Annotated in this window: 17 protein-coding genes; 13 read left to right on the forward strand and 4 right to left on the reverse strand. The window is 61.7% G+C overall.

Annotation, left to right across the window (positions count from 1 at the left end; translation table 11 throughout):
* Window positions 1–38 precede the first annotated feature (38 nt).
* Window positions 39–953: a carotenoid 1,2-hydratase gene (gene crtC / locus V8J81_RS17180; protein ID WP_500796478.1), complete on the reverse strand. Its 915-nt coding sequence runs from the start codon at window positions 951–953 to the stop codon at window positions 39–41.
* Entirely contained in the window at window positions 863–2,407 is a 1,545-nt protein-coding gene (gene crtD / locus V8J81_RS17185) for a 1-hydroxycarotenoid 3,4-desaturase CrtD (RefSeq protein WP_368477668.1), read from the reverse strand. Before crtD ends, crtC begins: the two co-directional genes overlap by 91 nt.
* 114 nt (window positions 2,408–2,521) lie before the next feature.
* Between crtD and V8J81_RS17190 the strand changes: the two genes are divergently transcribed.
* The 13 genes from V8J81_RS17190 (at window position 2,522) to dxs (ending at window position 15,671) form a co-directional block, all read left to right on the forward strand.
* On the forward strand, window positions 2,522–3,394 hold the full coding sequence (locus V8J81_RS17190) for a polyprenyl synthetase family protein (RefSeq protein ID WP_368476975.1): 873 nt from the start codon (window positions 2,522–2,524) through the stop codon (window positions 3,392–3,394).
* The gene (locus V8J81_RS17195) at window positions 3,395–4,531 is read left to right on the forward strand and encodes a methyltransferase (protein WP_368476976.1); all 1,137 of its coding nucleotides are present in this window, start codon (window positions 3,395–3,397) and stop codon (window positions 4,529–4,531) included.
* Window positions 4,532–4,676: 145 nt separating this feature from the next.
* On the forward strand, window positions 4,677–5,618 hold the full coding sequence (gene bchC, locus V8J81_RS17200) for a chlorophyll synthesis pathway protein BchC (RefSeq protein ID WP_368476977.1): 942 nt from the start codon (window positions 4,677–4,679) through the stop codon (window positions 5,616–5,618).
* Entirely contained in the window at window positions 5,615–6,613 is a 999-nt protein-coding gene (locus V8J81_RS17205) for a chlorophyllide a reductase iron protein subunit X (RefSeq protein ID WP_439649907.1), read from the forward strand. The genes bchC and V8J81_RS17205 overlap by 4 nt, the downstream gene beginning before the upstream one ends.
* Window positions 6,613–8,181, forward strand: a complete 1,569-nt coding sequence (bchY, locus tag V8J81_RS17210) for a chlorophyllide a reductase subunit Y (protein ID WP_368477670.1) — start codon at window positions 6,613–6,615, stop codon at window positions 8,179–8,181. The genes V8J81_RS17205 and bchY overlap by 1 nt, the downstream gene beginning before the upstream one ends.
* Window positions 8,175–9,653, forward strand: a complete 1,479-nt coding sequence (gene bchZ, locus V8J81_RS17215; RefSeq protein ID WP_368476978.1) for a chlorophyllide a reductase subunit Z — start codon at window positions 8,175–8,177, stop codon at window positions 9,651–9,653. Before bchY ends, bchZ begins: the two co-directional genes overlap by 7 nt.
* Window positions 9,650–9,871 (forward strand): cytochrome PufQ, encoded by a 222-nt coding sequence (pufQ, locus tag V8J81_RS17220; RefSeq protein WP_368476979.1) that lies wholly within the window; start codon window positions 9,650–9,652, stop codon window positions 9,869–9,871. Before bchZ ends, pufQ begins: the two co-directional genes overlap by 4 nt.
* Before the next feature lie 216 nt (window positions 9,872–10,087).
* Complete coding sequence (pufB, locus tag V8J81_RS17225; RefSeq protein ID WP_368476980.1) at window positions 10,088–10,240, forward strand: light-harvesting antenna LH1, beta subunit; 153 nt, start codon at window positions 10,088–10,090, stop codon at window positions 10,238–10,240.
* Between the two features lie 12 nt (window positions 10,241–10,252).
* The gene (gene pufA / locus V8J81_RS17230) at window positions 10,253–10,420 is read left to right on the forward strand and encodes a light-harvesting antenna LH1, alpha subunit (protein WP_068361690.1); all 168 of its coding nucleotides are present in this window, start codon (window positions 10,253–10,255) and stop codon (window positions 10,418–10,420) included.
* Window positions 10,421–10,561: 141 nt separating this feature from the next.
* Window positions 10,562–11,488: a photosynthetic reaction center subunit L gene (pufL, locus tag V8J81_RS17235; RefSeq protein WP_368476981.1), complete on the forward strand. Its 927-nt coding sequence runs from the start codon at window positions 10,562–10,564 to the stop codon at window positions 11,486–11,488.
* On the forward strand, window positions 11,488–12,495 hold the full coding sequence (gene pufM, locus V8J81_RS17240) for a photosynthetic reaction center subunit M (RefSeq protein WP_368476982.1): 1,008 nt from the start codon (window positions 11,488–11,490) through the stop codon (window positions 12,493–12,495). The genes pufL and pufM overlap by 1 nt, the downstream gene beginning before the upstream one ends.
* A gap of 3 nt (window positions 12,496–12,498) precedes the next feature.
* Window positions 12,499–13,647, forward strand: coding sequence for a photosynthetic reaction center cytochrome PufC (pufC, locus tag V8J81_RS17245; protein ID WP_368476983.1), 1,149 nt, complete (start codon window positions 12,499–12,501; stop codon window positions 13,645–13,647).
* Window positions 13,648–13,754: 107 nt separating this feature from the next.
* Entirely contained in the window at window positions 13,755–15,671 is a 1,917-nt protein-coding gene (gene dxs, locus V8J81_RS17250) for a 1-deoxy-D-xylulose-5-phosphate synthase (protein WP_368476984.1), read from the forward strand.
* Between the two features lie 83 nt (window positions 15,672–15,754).
* Here dxs and idi read toward each other — a convergent pair whose 3' ends face one another.
* Together idi and V8J81_RS17260 are read right to left on the reverse strand one after the other, a co-directional pair.
* Window positions 15,755–16,270 (reverse strand): isopentenyl-diphosphate Delta-isomerase, encoded by a 516-nt coding sequence (idi, locus tag V8J81_RS17255; RefSeq protein WP_368476985.1) that lies wholly within the window; start codon window positions 16,268–16,270, stop codon window positions 15,755–15,757.
* Entirely contained in the window at window positions 16,267–17,448 is a 1,182-nt protein-coding gene (locus V8J81_RS17260) for a geranylgeranyl diphosphate reductase (protein WP_368476986.1), read from the reverse strand. The genes idi and V8J81_RS17260 overlap by 4 nt, the downstream gene beginning before the upstream one ends.

Below are 17,448 nucleotides of genomic sequence, written 5' to 3' on the forward strand. Positions count from 1 at the left end.
GTCAGGTCTATATGGACAGCCCGACACGCGGCGACAAGCTACGGCATACGCCACCTTTTCCGACGCGGCACACGAACGGCCAGCATTGGCATCAGCCAAGGCCCACGGAAGCGGTCGAGATCAAGCGCCTCGTAGACGCCCACCGTCTCTTCCCCGTTGATCTTCGTCTTGATGGCGGAGCGGTTGTAGAACGGCGCGTCGAGCATTGCTTTGACCTGATGCGGCCGGAAATCGGCATCCGCCCGCGTTTCGCGGCGAACCATCCAAAATGGGCGGTTTAGTCTCTGTTTCGGGGGCATCTGGATGGCGTGTGGCGTGCCGTCCATCGAGAAGCCGACGCCAGTGGCGAGCGTTGTCCCGTCGCGCCGTTCCAGATCGTAGAAGCAGGCCGAGCCGTCGTTCAACGGGAAGCGGCCCCAGGTCCAATAGCTGAAATCCGCTTCTAACGCGCGGGTCCCGAAATTCGCGTCGAAATAGCCGTGGCCTGACCATGTCCACCCGGGGCGATTCAGATCTACTTCGATCCGCGCGGTCGGCGCGAAGGGTCGCCAGACATGCGCGCCGTCTTCGCTCAGCAGCATTTCCTGATCCGTCAGCGCAGAGGGCTGGATTGTCACGTTCCCCGTCACCTTCTGAGCGTGGGGCGTGGACATCTCATCTATCTGCACTTCCAGCCGATCGCCCTTCCAGACCATTGCAGAAGGCCCGATCTGCAAACGATCGCGCGACAGGCCCAACGCCTCTTCGCCGCGATCGGTCATCGTCCACCGCCCGCCACGCCCGTAGGTCACCACGTTCAGACAACAATTGTTGGCGGGGTTCTTGCGGCCAGACCAACGATACCAAGGTGAGAAGACGGAGCCTATGAAGCCGATGATCGAGATGGCGCGGTTGCCGCAATCGCTGATCCCGTCGACATACCACCAGGCGTAGCCGTCGGGCGGGACCTCGATGTCGAAGCAAGGTCGCTCCGTATCGCCTCGGCCGCGTGCTTGCCGGAGAGGCAGGCCATCGGAATTCCCGCCCCCGGATGCGCCCCGCCGCCTGCCAGATAGAGGCCCTTGATCGCCGTCCGCGCCGTGGGCCGCTGGAACGTCGCTGACATCCCATGCGGGCTCCTCCCGTAGAGGGAACCGTCCGACGCGGGAAAGGCCCGGTCGAAGTCCATCGGTGTGGTCAGAGCGGTCGTCTCGGGCGGAGGAGAAAACGTCAGACCCATCGTCTGCAATGCCTCGAACGTGCGTGTTCGACATGTTTCTTTCTCCTCTTCCGTCGTCTTATGGCCCGGCGGCCCGTTCATGATGATCTCGAACCGTTGCGGCCCGGGTTGGCCGTGGTCTTGGGCGCAAACGTACAGCGTCGCGTCACGGGGCATGCGGCCCTTCGCGAGATCACCGAATTCGATTTTCGGGTCTTCGCAGAAGAAGACGTTGTGATGGGCCAGCTCGACGCCGCTCGGTTCAGCCGCAAATCCCCAAACGAAGGCCGAAAAGCTGCGCGGCTCGGTCCCGGCTTTGGGCACGGCGCCGGTCATGTCTTGGCCGAGATAACCGTCTCGCAGCGCCTTTGGGTCGCCGTTGAATACGACGATGTCGGCGGAGAGGGTGCTGCCATCGGCCAATTGAACGCCGCGAGCGGTGCTGCTTTCCGCCGTGATCCGTTCAACAGCGGTCCCGAACTGGAACGCCACACCCTTCGCCTCCGCCACGCTTTGCATTGCCTGTGCTAAAGCGTGCATCCCGCCTTCGACAGCCCAAACGCCCTGCGCTTCGGATTGCCAGATCAGGCCGAGCACGGCGGGGCTCTGGTAGGGGGAGCCGCCCACATAGGTCGCGTATCGCCCGAAGAGTTGCTGCAGGCGGGAGTCGCTGAACCTCATCGCCAGCTTCCGCGAGAGGCTAAGCCCCGGAGCCATCGCCGGGATCAGACGCGGGTTTTTAATGACATGGGCCGCAAGTGGTCCGAAGGCGGGGGCCTCAGATTGCATGACCGGGCCATCGAATGCCTCGTAAAGCCGTTTCGCCTCAGCGGAAAAAGCGCGAAATTCCCGCACGGCCTCCGCCCCCGCGAATTCGCCAACAGCCTCTGCACTGCTTTCAGGATCGTCGAACAAGTCCAGCGACGACCCGTCCCGCCACCAATGCCGCGCCAATAGCCTATCGCGGTGGAGCGTGACGTGATCTGACAGCTTTTCGCCCACATCCGCGAACAACGCCTCGAACACGGGCCGCATTGTCAGAACGGTCGGCCCGATATCCACTGGTCCGGCCACCGAAGGGGCCGTGCGCATCTTGCCGCCCGGGCCGTCGGCCATCTCGACAACACGTACGCCCAGCCCCTGCGCCGCCAATCGCATTGCAGCAGAAAGCCCGCCGATTCCGGCGCCTATGACAACGGCCTGGGTCAGTTGGTCATTCCTCTAACTGTAAGCTTATGTTGACACGTCGCCAAGATATGTCCAGTCTGATTTACAACTGGGGTGTTAGAGCACGCCCCGAATCCCTTGGCGGAGGGCGCTGTAATGCCTTTGAAATCCCGGATCGAAAGCGCCATTGCGGCGGCCATTGCTGAAGGGCAGGGCGCATCGGCTCCGCCCAAGCTGGCCTCAGCTTTGGACTATGCAGTGAATCCTGGCGGTGCACGCATTCGCCCGACAATCTGCCTGTCTGTGGCGCTCGCTTGCGGTGATGATCTTCCCGCAATGTCCGATGCCGCAGCGACAGCGATCGAGTTGATCCATTGCGCAAGCCTTGTCCATGACGACATGCCATGTTTCGACGATGCTGACATCCGGCGCGGTAAGCCCACGGTCCACAAAGCCTACGGCGAACCGCTTGCGCTGCTGACCGGCGATTCGCTGATCATCGCTTCCTTTGAAACCCTCACGCGTGTCGCCGAAGCCGACCCTATGCGCGCCATCACGCTGCTGCGCGTGCTTGGCGAATCCACCGGAATGCCCGGCGGGATTTGCGCAGGGCAGGGGTGGGAGAGTGAGGAGAAGATCGACCTTTCCGCCTATCACCGCGCCAAAACAGGCGCGCTTTTCACCGCTGCCACACGCATGGGGGCCGCCGCCGCTGGCGAAGATCCGGAGCCCTGGACGGAACTCGGCGCCCGCATTGGTGAGGCGTTTCAAGTGGCCGACGATCTGCGCGACGCGCTTTATGATGAGGCGACGCTGGGCAAGCCCGCGCACCAAGACGAAATCCATGACCGCCCGAATGCCGTCACCGAATATGGCGTGCGCGGTGCGATCACGCATCTGGAAGATATTCTGTCTGGCGCAATCTCCTCCATCCCGTCTTGTCCCGGCGAGGCGATGTTGGCCGATATGGTCCGCAAGACTGCCGAACGCCTGACGCCCGTCATGCCACCCGTGACGGCCGCCGAGTAAATGACGCTTGCCGATCCGGATACCCCGCGTCCGTCGCTGAAAGACCGCTTCTATGCGTGGCGCACCGCGCTGATTGGCTCCCGCAGTTTCCAGAAACGCGCCGCCCGTTTGCCGATTGCGAAGACCGTCGCGCGGAAGGATGGCGAGGCGCTGTTCGATCTGGTCGCTGGCTTTGTGCATTCGCAGGTGTTGATGGCGTTTGTGCAATTCGACATGCCGCATCATCTGGCTGGCCAACCGCGCACGCTGAGCGATCTCGCCCAACGCACGGGCCTGCCGGAACTCCGCTTGCAACGCCTCGCCCAAGCCGCCAGCGCCCTTGGCCTGATGTCCCGCCAATCCGATGGGCGCTACGCGCTGGGTCGTCTGGGTGCAGCACTTCCCGTCATCCCGGGCTTGCAGCAGATGATCCGTCACCACGACGTGCTTTACCGTGACCTCTCTGATCCGGTGACGTTCTTTCGCGATGGCACCGACACCGAGCTTGCGCAATTCTGGCCCTACGTCTTCGGCGCGACCGGTGAGGCGGATCCTGAAGTCGCTGCCACCTATTCCGAGCTGATGGCCGACAGTCAAACCCTCGTCGCGGAAGAGGCGCTCGCCCATCTCGACCTGTCGAAAACGAACACACTACTAGATGTTGGCGGCGGCACCGGCGTGTTCCTGACCGCCGCTGCCCATGCCAATCCGCATTTGAAACTTCAGCTTTTCGACCTCCCCGAAGTTGTCGACCCCGCCACCGCTCGCTTCCAGCGGGAAGGCCTGGCAGACCGCGCAACCATCACCGGCGGTTCATTCCGCGGTGACCCTCTGCCCAAAGGTGCCGACACGATCAGCCTTGTGCGTGTTCTCTACGACCATGCCGATGAAACGGTCGAAGCCCTACTGCAGAAGGTGCACGATACGCTTCCGGAAAACGGCCGCATCATCATTGCCGAGCCTATGTCCGGCGGCAGTCAGCCAACCCGCGCGGGTGACGCGTATTTCGGGATCTATTGCATGGCGATGCAAACGGGGCGGGCGCGAAGCGCGGACGAGATTGCGGCTCACCTTCAAGCCGCCGGGTTTGCAGAGGTTCGGAAAGTTAAAACAAGCCGCCCCTTTGTGACGGGGCTTGTTCACGCACGGAAACTGTAAACCGCGCAGAACACTTGCGAGAGAAATGTCTATTCACATTGACATACCATAGTGTCAGGTTAGACTGACACTTAACGAATTGCGCCCGAAGATTCTGTCTTCACGCCGCGGCGCACCAAACGACCACCAAGGGGAGAAGCGGCGCTTGCATAGCACTGCCGTCATATTGGAAGGCCCAAAGGCTTTGAGCCTTGGCACCGTTGATCTGACCGCGCCAGCTGACGGCGATCTGGTCGTCGACGTGCGCCATTCCGGTATCTCCACAGGCACGGAAAAACTGTTCTGGTCCGGCCAGATGCCGCCCTTTCCCGGCATGGGCTATCCGCTTGTGCCCGGGTACGAGGCGGCGGGCGAAGTCGTTGAAGCATCGCCTGGCACTGCCTTCAAACCGGGCGATCGCGTGTTTGTTCCGGGTGCAAATTGCTACGGCGAAGTGAAGGGCCTGTTCGGCGGCGCATCGAACCGTCTGGTCACTGCGGCCGACCGCGTTGTGAAGATCGATTCGACGCTCAAGGCCGAAGGGGCACTGTTGGCGCTCGCCGCCACGGCGCGTCACGCGATGGCCGGTCTTGATAAGGCGCTGCCAGAGTTGATCGTCGGCCATGGTGTTTTCGGTCGCCTGCTGGCGCGGTTAACCATCGCCGCCGGTGGCAAGCCTCCGACCGTTTGGGAAATTGACACAGATCGTCAGACCGGTGCGACTGGCTACAACGTCCTCCATCCCGATGAGGATGAGCGCCGCGACTATACCTGCATCTATGATGCTTCCGGTCAGTCCGACCTGCTCAACACCCTGATTGCCCACCTCACCAAAGGCGGCGAAATTGTTCTGGCTGGTTTCTATCCTGAGCCCCTGTCCTTCGCCTTCCCGCCCGCCTTCATGCGTGAAGCGCGGATGCGGATCGCGGCGGAATGGACGCGTGAAGATCTTGTCGCGACCCGCGATCTGATCGACCACGGCGCGCTCAGCCTCGATGGCCTGATCACACATACAAGCGACGCAGGCGATGCGGCGAATGCTTACCAGACGGCGTTCGAAGACCCCGCTTGCCTCAAGATGATCCTGAATTGGGAGGCATCCTCGTGAAGGATATTCCGAACCTCAAAGACTACGACCAGAACCTACGGGACGAGGCGGCTGAGCCGACGCTCGAAGTGCCCCAGGGCGAACCGACCTCCAAAACCCAGATCATCGCGATCTACGGCAAAGGCGGCATCGGCAAATCATTCACGCTCGCCAACCTCAGCCACATGATGGCCGAACAGGGCAAGCGCGTGCTTCTGATTGGGTGTGATCCAAAATCGGATACCACGTCGCTGCTCTTCGGGGGCAAAGCCTGCCCCACGATCATCGAGACATCGACGCAAAAGAAACTTGCCGGCGAAGAAGTCGCCATTGGCGATGTCTGCTTCAAGCGCGGCGGCGTCTTTGCGATGGAGCTTGGCGGCCCAGAAGTTGGCCGTGGCTGCGGTGGGCGTGGCATCATTCACGGCTTCGAGCTTCTCGAAAAGCTCGGCTTCCACGATTGGGATTTTGACTACGTCCTGCTCGATTTCCTCGGCGACGTGGTCTGCGGTGGTTTCGGCCTGCCAATTGCCCGCGATATGGCGCAGAAGGTGATCCTTGTCGGATCAAACGACCTGCAATCGCTCTATGTGGCCAACAACGTCTGCTCCGCCGTGGAATACTTCCGCAAGCTCGGTGGCAATGTCGGCGTCGCTGGCCTTGTTATCAACAAGGATGACGGCTCGGGTGAGGCACAAGCCTTTGCCAAAGCGGTCGACATCCCCGTTCTCGCATCGATCCCGCAAGACGATGACCTGCGCAAGAAATCTGCGAATTACCAGATCGTCGGTACCGCTGAATCGCAGTGGGGTGCGCTCTTCGCTGCCCTTGGTGAGAACGTGGCCGAAGCCCCGCCAATGCGCCCGGTTGCTCTTAATCAGGATCAGTTGCTCGAGCTTTTCGACGGGTCCGAGACGGGCGCAGGCATCAAGCTGGAACCGGCAACCGACATGGACATGCGCGGCAAGAACGCAGCGCCGAAAGAGTCCCTCGAAGTGGTCTACGACGACACATGATGGACCGCGAAGTCACATATGACGCCACCGCTGAGGTTGATGTGATCGAGGGCGAAGCCGTCGAAAGCGGATCTGTCGGTACGGATGGCATGGGCTGTCACGCGGGCGCCGCAGAGATGGAATCCGCGGCACGGTCCGCCGGCAAATCCGAAATCCTCGACCAGTTCGCCAAAGACTACCCGCAAGGCCCCCACGACAAGCCGCAATCGATGTGCCCTGCCTTCGGCTCGCTCCGCGTGGGCCTGCGGATGCGCCGCGTCGGCACGATGCTCAGCGGCTCCGCCTGCTGCGTCTATGGCCTGACCTTCGTCTCCCACTTCTACGGCGCCCGCCGGTCGGTGGGGTACGTCCCGTTCAATTCCGAGACCCTGGTCACAGGGAAACTCTTCGAAGACATCCGCGACGCCGTGCACGAGATGGCCGACCCCGAGCGTTACGACGCCATCGTGGTCACCAACCTCTGCGTGCCGACCGCGTCCGGAGTACCGCTCAGGCTGCTGCCTGACGAAATTAATGGGGTTCGGATCGTCGGCATCGACGTTCCGGGCTTCGGAGTGCCGACCCATGCGGAGGCCAAAGATGTCCTCGCAGGGGCGATGCTCAATTATGCCCGACAGGAAGTGGAGGCCGGTCCAGTTATGGCTCCTGTCTCGGGTGTTTCAGACCGTCCAACAGTGACCCTGTTGGGCGAAATGTTCCCTGCGGATCCCTTGGGAATCGCCGGGATGCTCGCGCCACTCGGTCTGGCGGCAGGTCCGGTCGTTCCCTGCCGTGAGTGGCGTGAGCTCTATTCCGCGTTGGACAGTCAGGTGGTGGCCGCGATCCACCCCTTCTACACCAGCGCCGTGCGTGAATTCCAAGCGGCGGGTCGTACCGTGGTTGGCTCCGCGCCCGTGGGCCACGATGGCACCGCCGCATGGCTCGCCGCAATTGGCGATGCCTACAACGTCCCCGCCGAAAAGGTGGCCGAAGCGCAAAACGCGTTCCTACCCGCAATCAAGGGCGCACTCGCGTCGGTTCCGATCAACGGAACGATCACGCTTTCGGGCTACGAAGGCTCTGAGTTGCTGGTCGCGCGCCTTCTGATCGAATCCGGCGCTGACGTGCCTTACGTTGGCACTGCCTGCGCCAAAACGCCTTGGTCCGCGCCTGATCTCGAATGGCTGGAAGCGCGTGGCGTGAAGGTCAAATTCCGCGCCTCGCTGGAAGATGATTGCGCCGCGATGGAAGCGATCCAGCCCGACCTCGCCATCGGGACCACCCCCGTGGTGCAGAAGGGGAAGGAGCTTGGCATCCCCTCGCTCTACTTCACCAACCTCATCTCCGCCCGTCCCCTCATGGGTCCCGCCGGTGCCGGCTCCCTTGGGCAAGTCGTCAACGCCGCGATGGGCAACAAAGACCGCATGGTCGATATGAAAGCCTTCTTCGAAGGTGTCGGGACCGAGGATACTGCCGGTGTTTGGGAGGGCGCGCCCAACCTGCGCCCCGAATTCCGCGCGCAGAACCTCAAGAAGCTGGAGCGCGCCGAAAAGGCCCGCGTCGCCGCGAATGGCGGTGTGAAATGCTGATTCAGGACCACGATAGGGCGGGTGGCTATTGGGGCAGCGTTTACGCGTTCACCGCAGTCAAAGGCCTCCAGTGCATCATCGACGGGCCGGTCGGCTGCGAAAACCTGCCCGTCACCTCCGTCCTGCACTATACCGACGGTCTTCCACCGCATGAGCTGCCCATTGTGGTGACGGGCTTGGCCGAAGAAGAGCTTGGCCGTGACGGAACCGAAGGTGCGATGAAGCGTGCTTGGGGCACGCTGGATCCTGCGCTTCCAGCCGTGGTCGTCACCGGCTCCATTGCCGAGATGATCGGTGGCGGTGTGACCCCGCAAGGCACAAACATCCAACGCTTCCTGCCGCGCACCATCGACGAAGACCAATGGGAAAGCGCCGACCGTGCCATGACCTGGATCTTCACTGAATTCGGCATGACCAAAGGCCGTATGCCGCCCGAGAAAAAACGTGAGGAAGGGTCCGCCCCCCGCGTCAACATCCTCGGGCCGATGTACGGCACCTTCAACATGCCCTCTGATCTGGCTGAGATCCGCCGTCTGGTCGAAGGCATCGGCGCCGAGGTGAACATGGTCATGCCCTTGGGCTCTCATGTGGCCGAGATGCGCAACCTTGTGAACGCGGACGTCAACATCTGCATGTATCGCGAGTTTGGTCGTGGCCTTTGTGAGGTTCTGGGCAAGCCCTACCTGCAAGCGCCCATCGGCATCGACAGCACCACCAAATTCCTCCGTAAGCTCGGTGAAATGACAGGCCTCGACCCCGAGCCGTTCATCGAGCAGGAAAAGCATTCCACCATCAAACCCGTCTGGGATCTCTGGCGCTCCGTCACACAGGATTTCTTCGCCACCGCCTCCTTCGGGATCGTCGCGAATGAGACCTACGCACGCGGCATCCGCAAGTTCCTGGAAGACGACCTTGGCTTCCCCTGCGCCTTCGCCGTCGCCCGTGTAGCGGGCAAGAAGACCGACAATGAACAGGTCCGCGCAATGGTCAGCGAAAAGCGCCCCCTCGTTCTGATGGGCTCGATCAACGAAAAGATGTACCTCGCCGAAATGGCGGCTGGCCACGGGCCGAAGCCCGCCTTCATCCCCGCCAGTTTCCCCGGCGCCGCAATCCGCCGCGCCACTGGCACGCCGATGATGGGCTATGCGGGGGCGACCTATCTGCTGCAAGAGGTCTGCAATGGCCTGTTCGATGCGCTCTTCCACATTCTGCCGCTGGCCTCCGACATGGACAGCGCAGCTGCCACGCCGGCCACACTCCGCCGCGATTTCCCCTGGGATCCGGAGGCGCAGGCGTTGCTGGACCGCATCGTTGCAGAACATCCGATTTTGACCCGTATCTCGGCCGCGAAGACCCTTCGCGACGCCGCCGAGAAAGCCGCGCTGGAAGAAGGCGCGGAGCGGGTCGTGGAAGACACCGTCAAGCGCCTCGCGCCTGCCGGTTTCAGCTTTGAGGAGGAGGACAAATCATGAGTGACATGACCTCAAACAGCCCCGTCGCGCGGTCGACCAAGCCGCCCAAGACGGAGTTCATGATCTACTTTGCGATCATCTTTGCCGCGACCTTGCCGCTGGCCACGCTCACCTGGGCGTTGGCGGCGATCAAGTCGGGCGGCATGACCGACAAGGGCCCGATCAAACGGGCCTATGCGCAGGCAAGCATCATCACACCGATGATCTTCTCGGCCTGAAGCGAAGACCACGCCCTGATCCGCGCAACCAAGCCTGACTAGACCCAGGTGCGCAGATCACGGCCACGCAAACATCTCGGCGTGACGACCGGAGCCGGGGACTGAGCTTTCACAGCGACTTGAACGAGTCGCGGTGGAATGCCGGCAGGGCAATGAGGCCTTGTCGGGGCCCGGCCGCAGGGTTTGCGGCATCAGTCTGACGTTCCGGAGGAAAATATGGCTGATAATTCCGACCTGTCTTTCACAGGTCTCACCGACGAACAGGCGCAGGAACTGCACGCGGTGTATATGAGCGGGCTCTGGCTGTTCTCGGCCGTCGCCATCGTTGCTCATATCGCCACGTATTTCTGGGCCCCTTGGTTCGGTTGAGGGAGACGAGACATGGCTAAGTTCTACAAGATCTGGCTCATCTTCGACCCGCGCCGCGTTTTCGTGGCTCAGGGCGTCTTCCTCTTCCTGCTCGCAGCAATGATCCACCTGGTGGTTCTGAGCTCGGGCATGAACTGGTTCGAGTCGGCCGCCATGAACATGGGTTTCGGCGGCGAGTAAGCCCCCGACCCCGTGCTTTACGGCATCCATAACGACAGCTGCGGGCGGGGCCTTACCCGTCTCGCCCGCGGCAAACCAAAAAACGCTAGATGACTGACGGCTGATCCGAGGGACAACGCCGCCAAAAACCGGAGAGAGCGCATGGCTTTGCTGAGCTTCGAAAAGAAATATCGCGTCCGCGGAGGGACGCTTATTGGCGGCGATCTGTTCGACTTCTGGGTTGGCCCTTTCTATGTGGGCTTCTTCGGGGTCACGACTGCCTTCTTCGCCCTTTTGGGCACCATCCTGATCTTCTGGGGCGCGGCCATGCAAGGCACGTTCAACCCCTGGACCATTCACATTGCGCCGCCTGACCTGAGCTACGGTCTCGGTCTCGCGCCTTTGATGGAAGGCGGGCTTTGGCAGATCATCACCTTCTGCGCGGTCGGGGCGTTCTGCTCCTGGGCGCTGCGCGAGGTTGAGATTTCCCGCAAACTGGGCATGGGCTATCACGTGCCCTTCGCCTTCAGCTTCGCGATCTTTGCCTATGTCACGCTGGTGGTGATCCGCCCGCTTCTGATGGGCGCTTGGGGCCATGGCTTCCCTTACGGGATTTTCAGCCATCTCGATTGGGTGAGCAATGTGGGCTACGCCTACCTGCACTTCCACTACAACCCGGCTCACATGATCGCGGTGACACTCTTTTTCACCACGACCTTCGCGCTCGCGCTGCATGGTGGCCTGATCCTGTCTGCGGCGAACCCGCAAAAGGGCACCATCATGAAGACGCCGGATCACGAAGACACGTTCTTCCGCGATTTCATCGGCTATTCGGTCGGTACGCTGGGAATCCACCGCGTCGGCCTTCTGTTGGCGCTTGCCGCAGGGTTCTGGAGCGCGGTCTGTATCGTGATCTCTGGCCCCGTCTGGACGTCCGGCTGGCCCGAATGGTGGAACTGGTGGCTCGATCTGCCGATCTGGCCCGATCACCCACCGGTCCCGGTCTACGACACCACAGGTCTTGAGACCTACGGAACCGAGGCTGGTTATGCCGACGTCTCCGGCGCAGCCGAGGGAGGGACCGAGTAATGGCCTACTTCGAATACCAAAACATCTTCACCCAGGTTCAGGTTCAAGGCGAACCAGAAGCGGGGATGGAGAATACCGGCGACAACGTGCTCGGCGGCAAGCGCTACGGCGATGGTAGCTTCTCCACCCTGCTGGGTTGGCTGGGCAACGCACAGCTTGGGCCGATCTATCTGGGTTGGGCAGGGCTAATCAGCCTTGCGACGGGTCTGGCATGGTTCAATATCGTCGGCTTCAATATGTTGTCCCAAGTCGATTGGTCAGTGCCTGAATTCATCCGGCAGCTCTTCTGGCTGGCGCTAGAGCCTCCAGGCCCGGAACATGGCCTCTCCATGCCGCCGCTAAATGACGGTGGCTGGTATATCATCTCCAGCTTCTTCCTGCTGATCTCGGTGATGTTTTGGTGGCTGCGGACCTACCTGCTGGCCGTGCAACACCAGATGGGCAAGCACATCGCATGGGCGTTCCTTGCCGCGATCTGGCTGTTCCTTGTGCTGGGCCTCTTCCGCCCGATCCTGATGGGATCGTGGTCCGAGGCGGTGCCTTACGGCATCTTCCCGCACCTCGATTGGACCACCGCGTTCTCGATCCGGTACGGCAACCTCTACTACAACCCGTTCCACGCGCTTTCGATCGTGTTCCTCTACGGCTCCGTCCTGCTCTTTGCGATGCACGGCGCCACGATCCTCGCCGTCTCCCGCTACGGCGGCGACCGTGAGTTGGAACAGATCATCGACCGCGGCACCGCGTCCGAGCGTGCCGGCCTGTTTTGGCGCTGGACCATGGGCTTCAACGCCACGATGGAAGGCATTCACCGCTGGGCCTGGTGGTTCGCGGTCCTGACCCCCATCACCGGCGGGATCGGTATCCTTCTGACCGGCACGGTCGTGGACAACTGGTTCATCTGGGCCCAGGAACACAACTTCGCACCCGATTACCTCGAACCCTATGGCTATGAAGCCTACGGCAGCTACGAGGATTTCGGCGGCGTGACCCGTGGGGAGGAGTAAGAGATGTTTCCCAAGTGGTTTGATCAATGGAATGATGACAACCCCACCAACATCTTCGGCCCCGCCATCGCGGTGGGCGCCCTGGGTGGGGCCATCTTCGTCGCGGTAATGATCATCGCATGGGGGCAACCCTATGCGACGGCCTCAATGCAGACAGGTCCGCGCGGTACGGGCATGCATGTGCAAGAGTTCGAAAGCGACCTCGCGGCCGGGGATCCCACCGTCATCGACTTCTACACGGACGAGCCGTTCGTACCGGAAGAAGGTGAGGAACTGGCCGGCGACATCTACGAGAACGTTCAGGTTTTGGGCGATCTCACCGATGCCAACTTCAATCGCCTGATGGGTGCGATCACGCAATGGGTCGCCCCGGAAGAAGGCTGCACCTATTGCCACGCCAATGCGGCGGATGGGGAATATGCCGACGATGACCTCTATACCAAGGTCGTGGCGCGCAACATGCTCCTCATGACACGCAACATCAACGTGAACTGGGATGCCCATGTGAACGCCAACTACGAAGTCGGCGTCACCTGCTACACCTGCCACCGCGGCCAGCCGGTGCCGAACAACGTTTGGTTCCGTGTCGGTCCGGTGAACACGAACGCCGAAGGTTGGCCTGCGATCCAGAACCGGGCGACGATGACCTCGAACTTCACGTCGTTGCCGTCCACCTATCTGGAAACCTACCTGCTTGAGAGTGAAGAAGGTGGCTATGCCCAGATCGCCGTGCATGACCTTGAAAGCCGTGTGCAGCAGCAGCCCGGGGATCCGCTGATCCAGCAGGCCGAAATGACCTATGGGTTCATGAACTACATTGCGAACTCGTTGGGTGTGAATTGTGTCTTCTGCCACAACTCTCGCGCGTTCTACGATGGCGCTCAGAACACGCCGCAATGGGGCACAGCCTCCCTTGGCATCATCATGGTGCAAGAGATGATCGCGGAATACCTCCTCCCGCTTGAGGATGTGTATCCCGAAAATCGCCTCGGCCCGGTCTATGGCGACGCGCCTTTGGCGGCCTGCCGCACCTGTCACCAGGGCTATCAGCAGCCGTTGAACGGCCTGAACGTGATCGCGAATTGGCCCGAGCTGAATGTGATCGACGGCCCGCCGGACTACTCGGCCTGGGAAGAGGCCGCATCGGAATAGGCACACGCGGCGGCGGGGATCATCCTCGCCGCCGTTGACCTACCTGGTGGACGTCAGACCCCACCGGTTTTGGGCCCAAACAGCCCAACAGAGACGGAGAATGACCCATGGATCGCCCCGAAACCCCTGTGCTCGACCGCGTTATCTATCCGTCCGATCTGCGGCGGCTGACTGACAGTGAACTCGCCCAATGCGCCGACGAACTCCGGGCTGAGACAATTTCCGCCGTATCTGAAACAGGCGGGCATTTGGGGTCGTCCCTTGGTGTGGTCGAGCTGTCTGTCGCCATCCACGCCGTCTTCAACACACCCTACGACAAACTCGTCTTGGATGTCGGCCACCAATGCTACCCCCACAAGATCCTAACCGGCCGCCGCGACCGCATTCGCACGCTCCGCCAGAAGAATGGCCTTTCCGGTTTCACCAAACGCGCCGAATCCGAATACGACCCGTTCGGCGCCGCCCATTCCTCCACCTCGATCTCCGCCGCGCTTGGCTTTGCGATGGCCTCCGATCTTGGCGAGGCGACCGGCGACGCCATCGCCGTTATTGGTGACGGCTCCATCTCCGCCGGAATGGCCTACGAGGCGTTGAACAACGCGGGCGATCTGGGAAAGCGTCTCTTTGTCATCCTCAACGATAATGAAATGTCCATCGCGCCGCCTGTCGGTGCCATGTCGCGATATCTGACGGACCTCCAATCGCCACTTGCGACCCTCAAGGACATCGCCGACGGCGTCGCCTCCCATCTGCCGGAGCCGATCCGCAAGGGGGCTGAACGCGCCCGCGAACTCGTCACCGGGCATCAGCCCTCCGCCACGCTCTTCGAACATCTCGGTTTCACCTATGTCGGCCCCATCGACGGCCACAACATGGACGAACTTCTCACGACCCTCCGCGCCGCCAAGGCCCGCGCCGATGGGCCCGTTCTGATCCACGCCGTCACCGTGAAGGGCAAGGGATACAGTCCCGCCGAGCTTTCCGATGACTGCTACCACGGCGTCGCCAAATTCGACATTGCCACCGGGCAGCAGAAGAAAAGCGCCCCCAACGCTCCCAGCTACACGGGCGTCTTTGGAACGACCCTGTTACGCATGGCCGAGACGGATAATCGCATCGTCGGCGTCACCGCCGCCATGCCCGGCGGCACGGGCATCGCCACGATGCAAAAGGCCATGCCGCGCCGCGTCTTTGACGTGGGCATCGCCGAGCAACACGCCGTCACGTTCAGCGCCGGGATGGCCGCAGGCGGTCTCAAACCCTTCTGCGCGATTTATTCCAGCTTCCTGCAACGCGGCTACGATCAGGTTGTGCACGATGTTGCCCTGCAAAACCTGCCGGTCCGTTTCATGATCGACCGTGCGGGCCTTGTCGGGGCCGATGGCCCGACCCATGCCGGGGCCTTCGACATCGGCTACCTCGCCGCCCTTCCCAACATGACCGTCATGGCCTGCGCCGATGAAGCTGAACTCGTCCACATGCTCGCCACTGCCGCCGCCCACGATGACGGCCCCATCGCGCTCCGCTATCCGCGCGGCGAGGGCACGGGCGTCGCGATGCCCGAGACCGGCGAAATCCTCGAAATCGGCAAGGGTCGCGTGATCCAAGAAGGCCACGACGTCGCCCTCCTATCCCTCGGTGCTCATCTTGAAGAGGCCAAAGACGCCGCCAAAGCGCTGGAAGCGCGTGGACTCACCGTCACCATCGCCGACGCTCGCTTCGCCAAGCCGCTCGACACCGATCTGGTGGATCAGCTCATGGCCAATCACGGCGCGCTCATCACCCTCGAACAGGGGGCCATGCTTGGCTTTGGTGGCATCGTTTTGCACCATCTCGCCGACACCGGCCAACTCGACGGTCGCTGCGCTGTGCGCACGATGCATTTGCCCGACCGTTTTATCGACCAGGCGAGCCCTGCCGACATGTACGCGGATGCGGGTCTGACAGCTGACGACATCGCGGCCCGGGCGCTCGATGCGCTCGGCGTCACAGTTGGCCAATTCGAGGAAAAATCGCGGGCCTGAAATGCTCCCGAACGGGAGGGATCTTGGGCCCTTCGGTGTCAAAACTGCTCCCATTCGGGAGCATCTTCTCCCAAACGGGACAATTACCCGAAGATCACACCCGCATGTTCGCGCAGGTAGATCTGCAGCCATGGCGTGAACGTATCCGGCGCGCGCAGCACGTCCTCGGCGAGCGTATCCAACGGCGTCCAGATCGTGTCCATCACCTCATCCGGGTTCGGCACAGGCTCCCTACCTGCGGGCATTTCACCCACAAAGATATCCACAACTTCATGCTCGATCAGGCCACCGCCCACATCGGCGCGATACTCCACAGTGTCCCGAAACTCCAGCGAAACTCCAGCGATTCCAAGCTCTTCGTTCAATCGCCGGGTCGCACAGGTTAACGCATCTTCTTCCCAATAGGGATGGGTGCAGCACGCATTCGCCCATAAACCGGGCGTATGATATTTGTGCAGCGCACGGCGTTGCAGCAGCACCTTGCCATCGCGCAGGATGAACACCGAAATTGCCTTGTGTCGAAGGCCGCGCTGATGCGCTTCCAGCTTTTCCACAGGCTGAAGGGTGCCATCCACCCATGTGGGAATATGAATAGTCATGCTCGCGTTGCGCTCACGATTCCGGTCAGATGTGCGAGGTTTTTGATACCAATCTTGATATGCGCCAACGGCCGCGCCTTGACCAGCTTCTTGTTCATATAGGCTTCAAACGTCAGGCGCTGAACGTCGATGTCGTGGCACAGCGTCACGAAGCGTTCGCGCCGTTCGTCGGATTTGTAATAGGCGTTCTGCATGGCCCCCAGCACTTTGAAGACCTGCTTATGCTCTCGCATGAACAGCTTCCGCGCCAGTTGCAGATCCTTCACGCGACCCGATTGCAGGCACGCAGCAGCAGCCGTCGCTGCCACACGGCCACCGACCATCGCATAGTAGATGCCTTCGCCCGAGGACGGGGCGACAACGCCAGCGGCATCGCCTGCCAGCACCACATCGCGCCCGTTGTCCCAGCGATCCAGTGGCTTCAGCGGAATAGGCGCGCCTTCCTTACGGATCGTTTTGCAATCATCAAGACCAGAGGCGACGCGCAATGCCGCCGTCGCCCGTTTCAGGTCCACATCCTTCACCAGCGATCCCATGCCAACGCTCGCGGAATGGCCATGCGGGAAAACCCAGCCGTAGAAATCCGGGCTGATGCTTCCGTCGTAGATCACATCACAGCGGTCCGGGTGGTAGTCGCCGCGTGGACCGGGGCTTTCGATAATCTCGTGGTAGGCGATGACGTAGGGGATCTTGTCCCCGCCCTCGACCTCGGCCCGCGCCACGTTCGACCGCGCGCCATCCGCGCCGATGACAATCTTGCCCGTCAGCACCTTCTCGTCGCCTTTGGCCTTGTCGCGGTAATGCACATGGGTGCCGGCGTCGTCGCGGGTGATCTTGGTGAATGTCCCTGTCAAACGATCCGCCCCGGCCAAAGCCGCGCGGTCCCGCAGGAATTCATCAAAATGCTCCCGGTCGACCATCCCGACAAAGCCGTTCTCGATGGGGATATCCACCTTGCGCTTGGTCGGAGAGATCATGCGAGCCGTAGTGATCTTCGCCACAAGCTGCTCATCGGGAATGAAGAAATCCTGGATCAGGCGCGGCGGGATCGCGCCGCCACAGGGTTTGATCCGCCCCGCCCGGTCGATCATCGCAACTGTGTGGCCCGAGCGTGCCAGATCCTCAGCAGCGGTGGCGCCGGACGGCCCGCCGCCCACGACAATGGCGTCATAGATCAT

The organism is Gymnodinialimonas sp. 202GB13-11, assembly GCF_040932485.1.
Classification (GTDB): Bacteria; Pseudomonadota; Alphaproteobacteria; order Rhodobacterales; family Rhodobacteraceae; genus Gymnodinialimonas; species Gymnodinialimonas hymeniacidonis.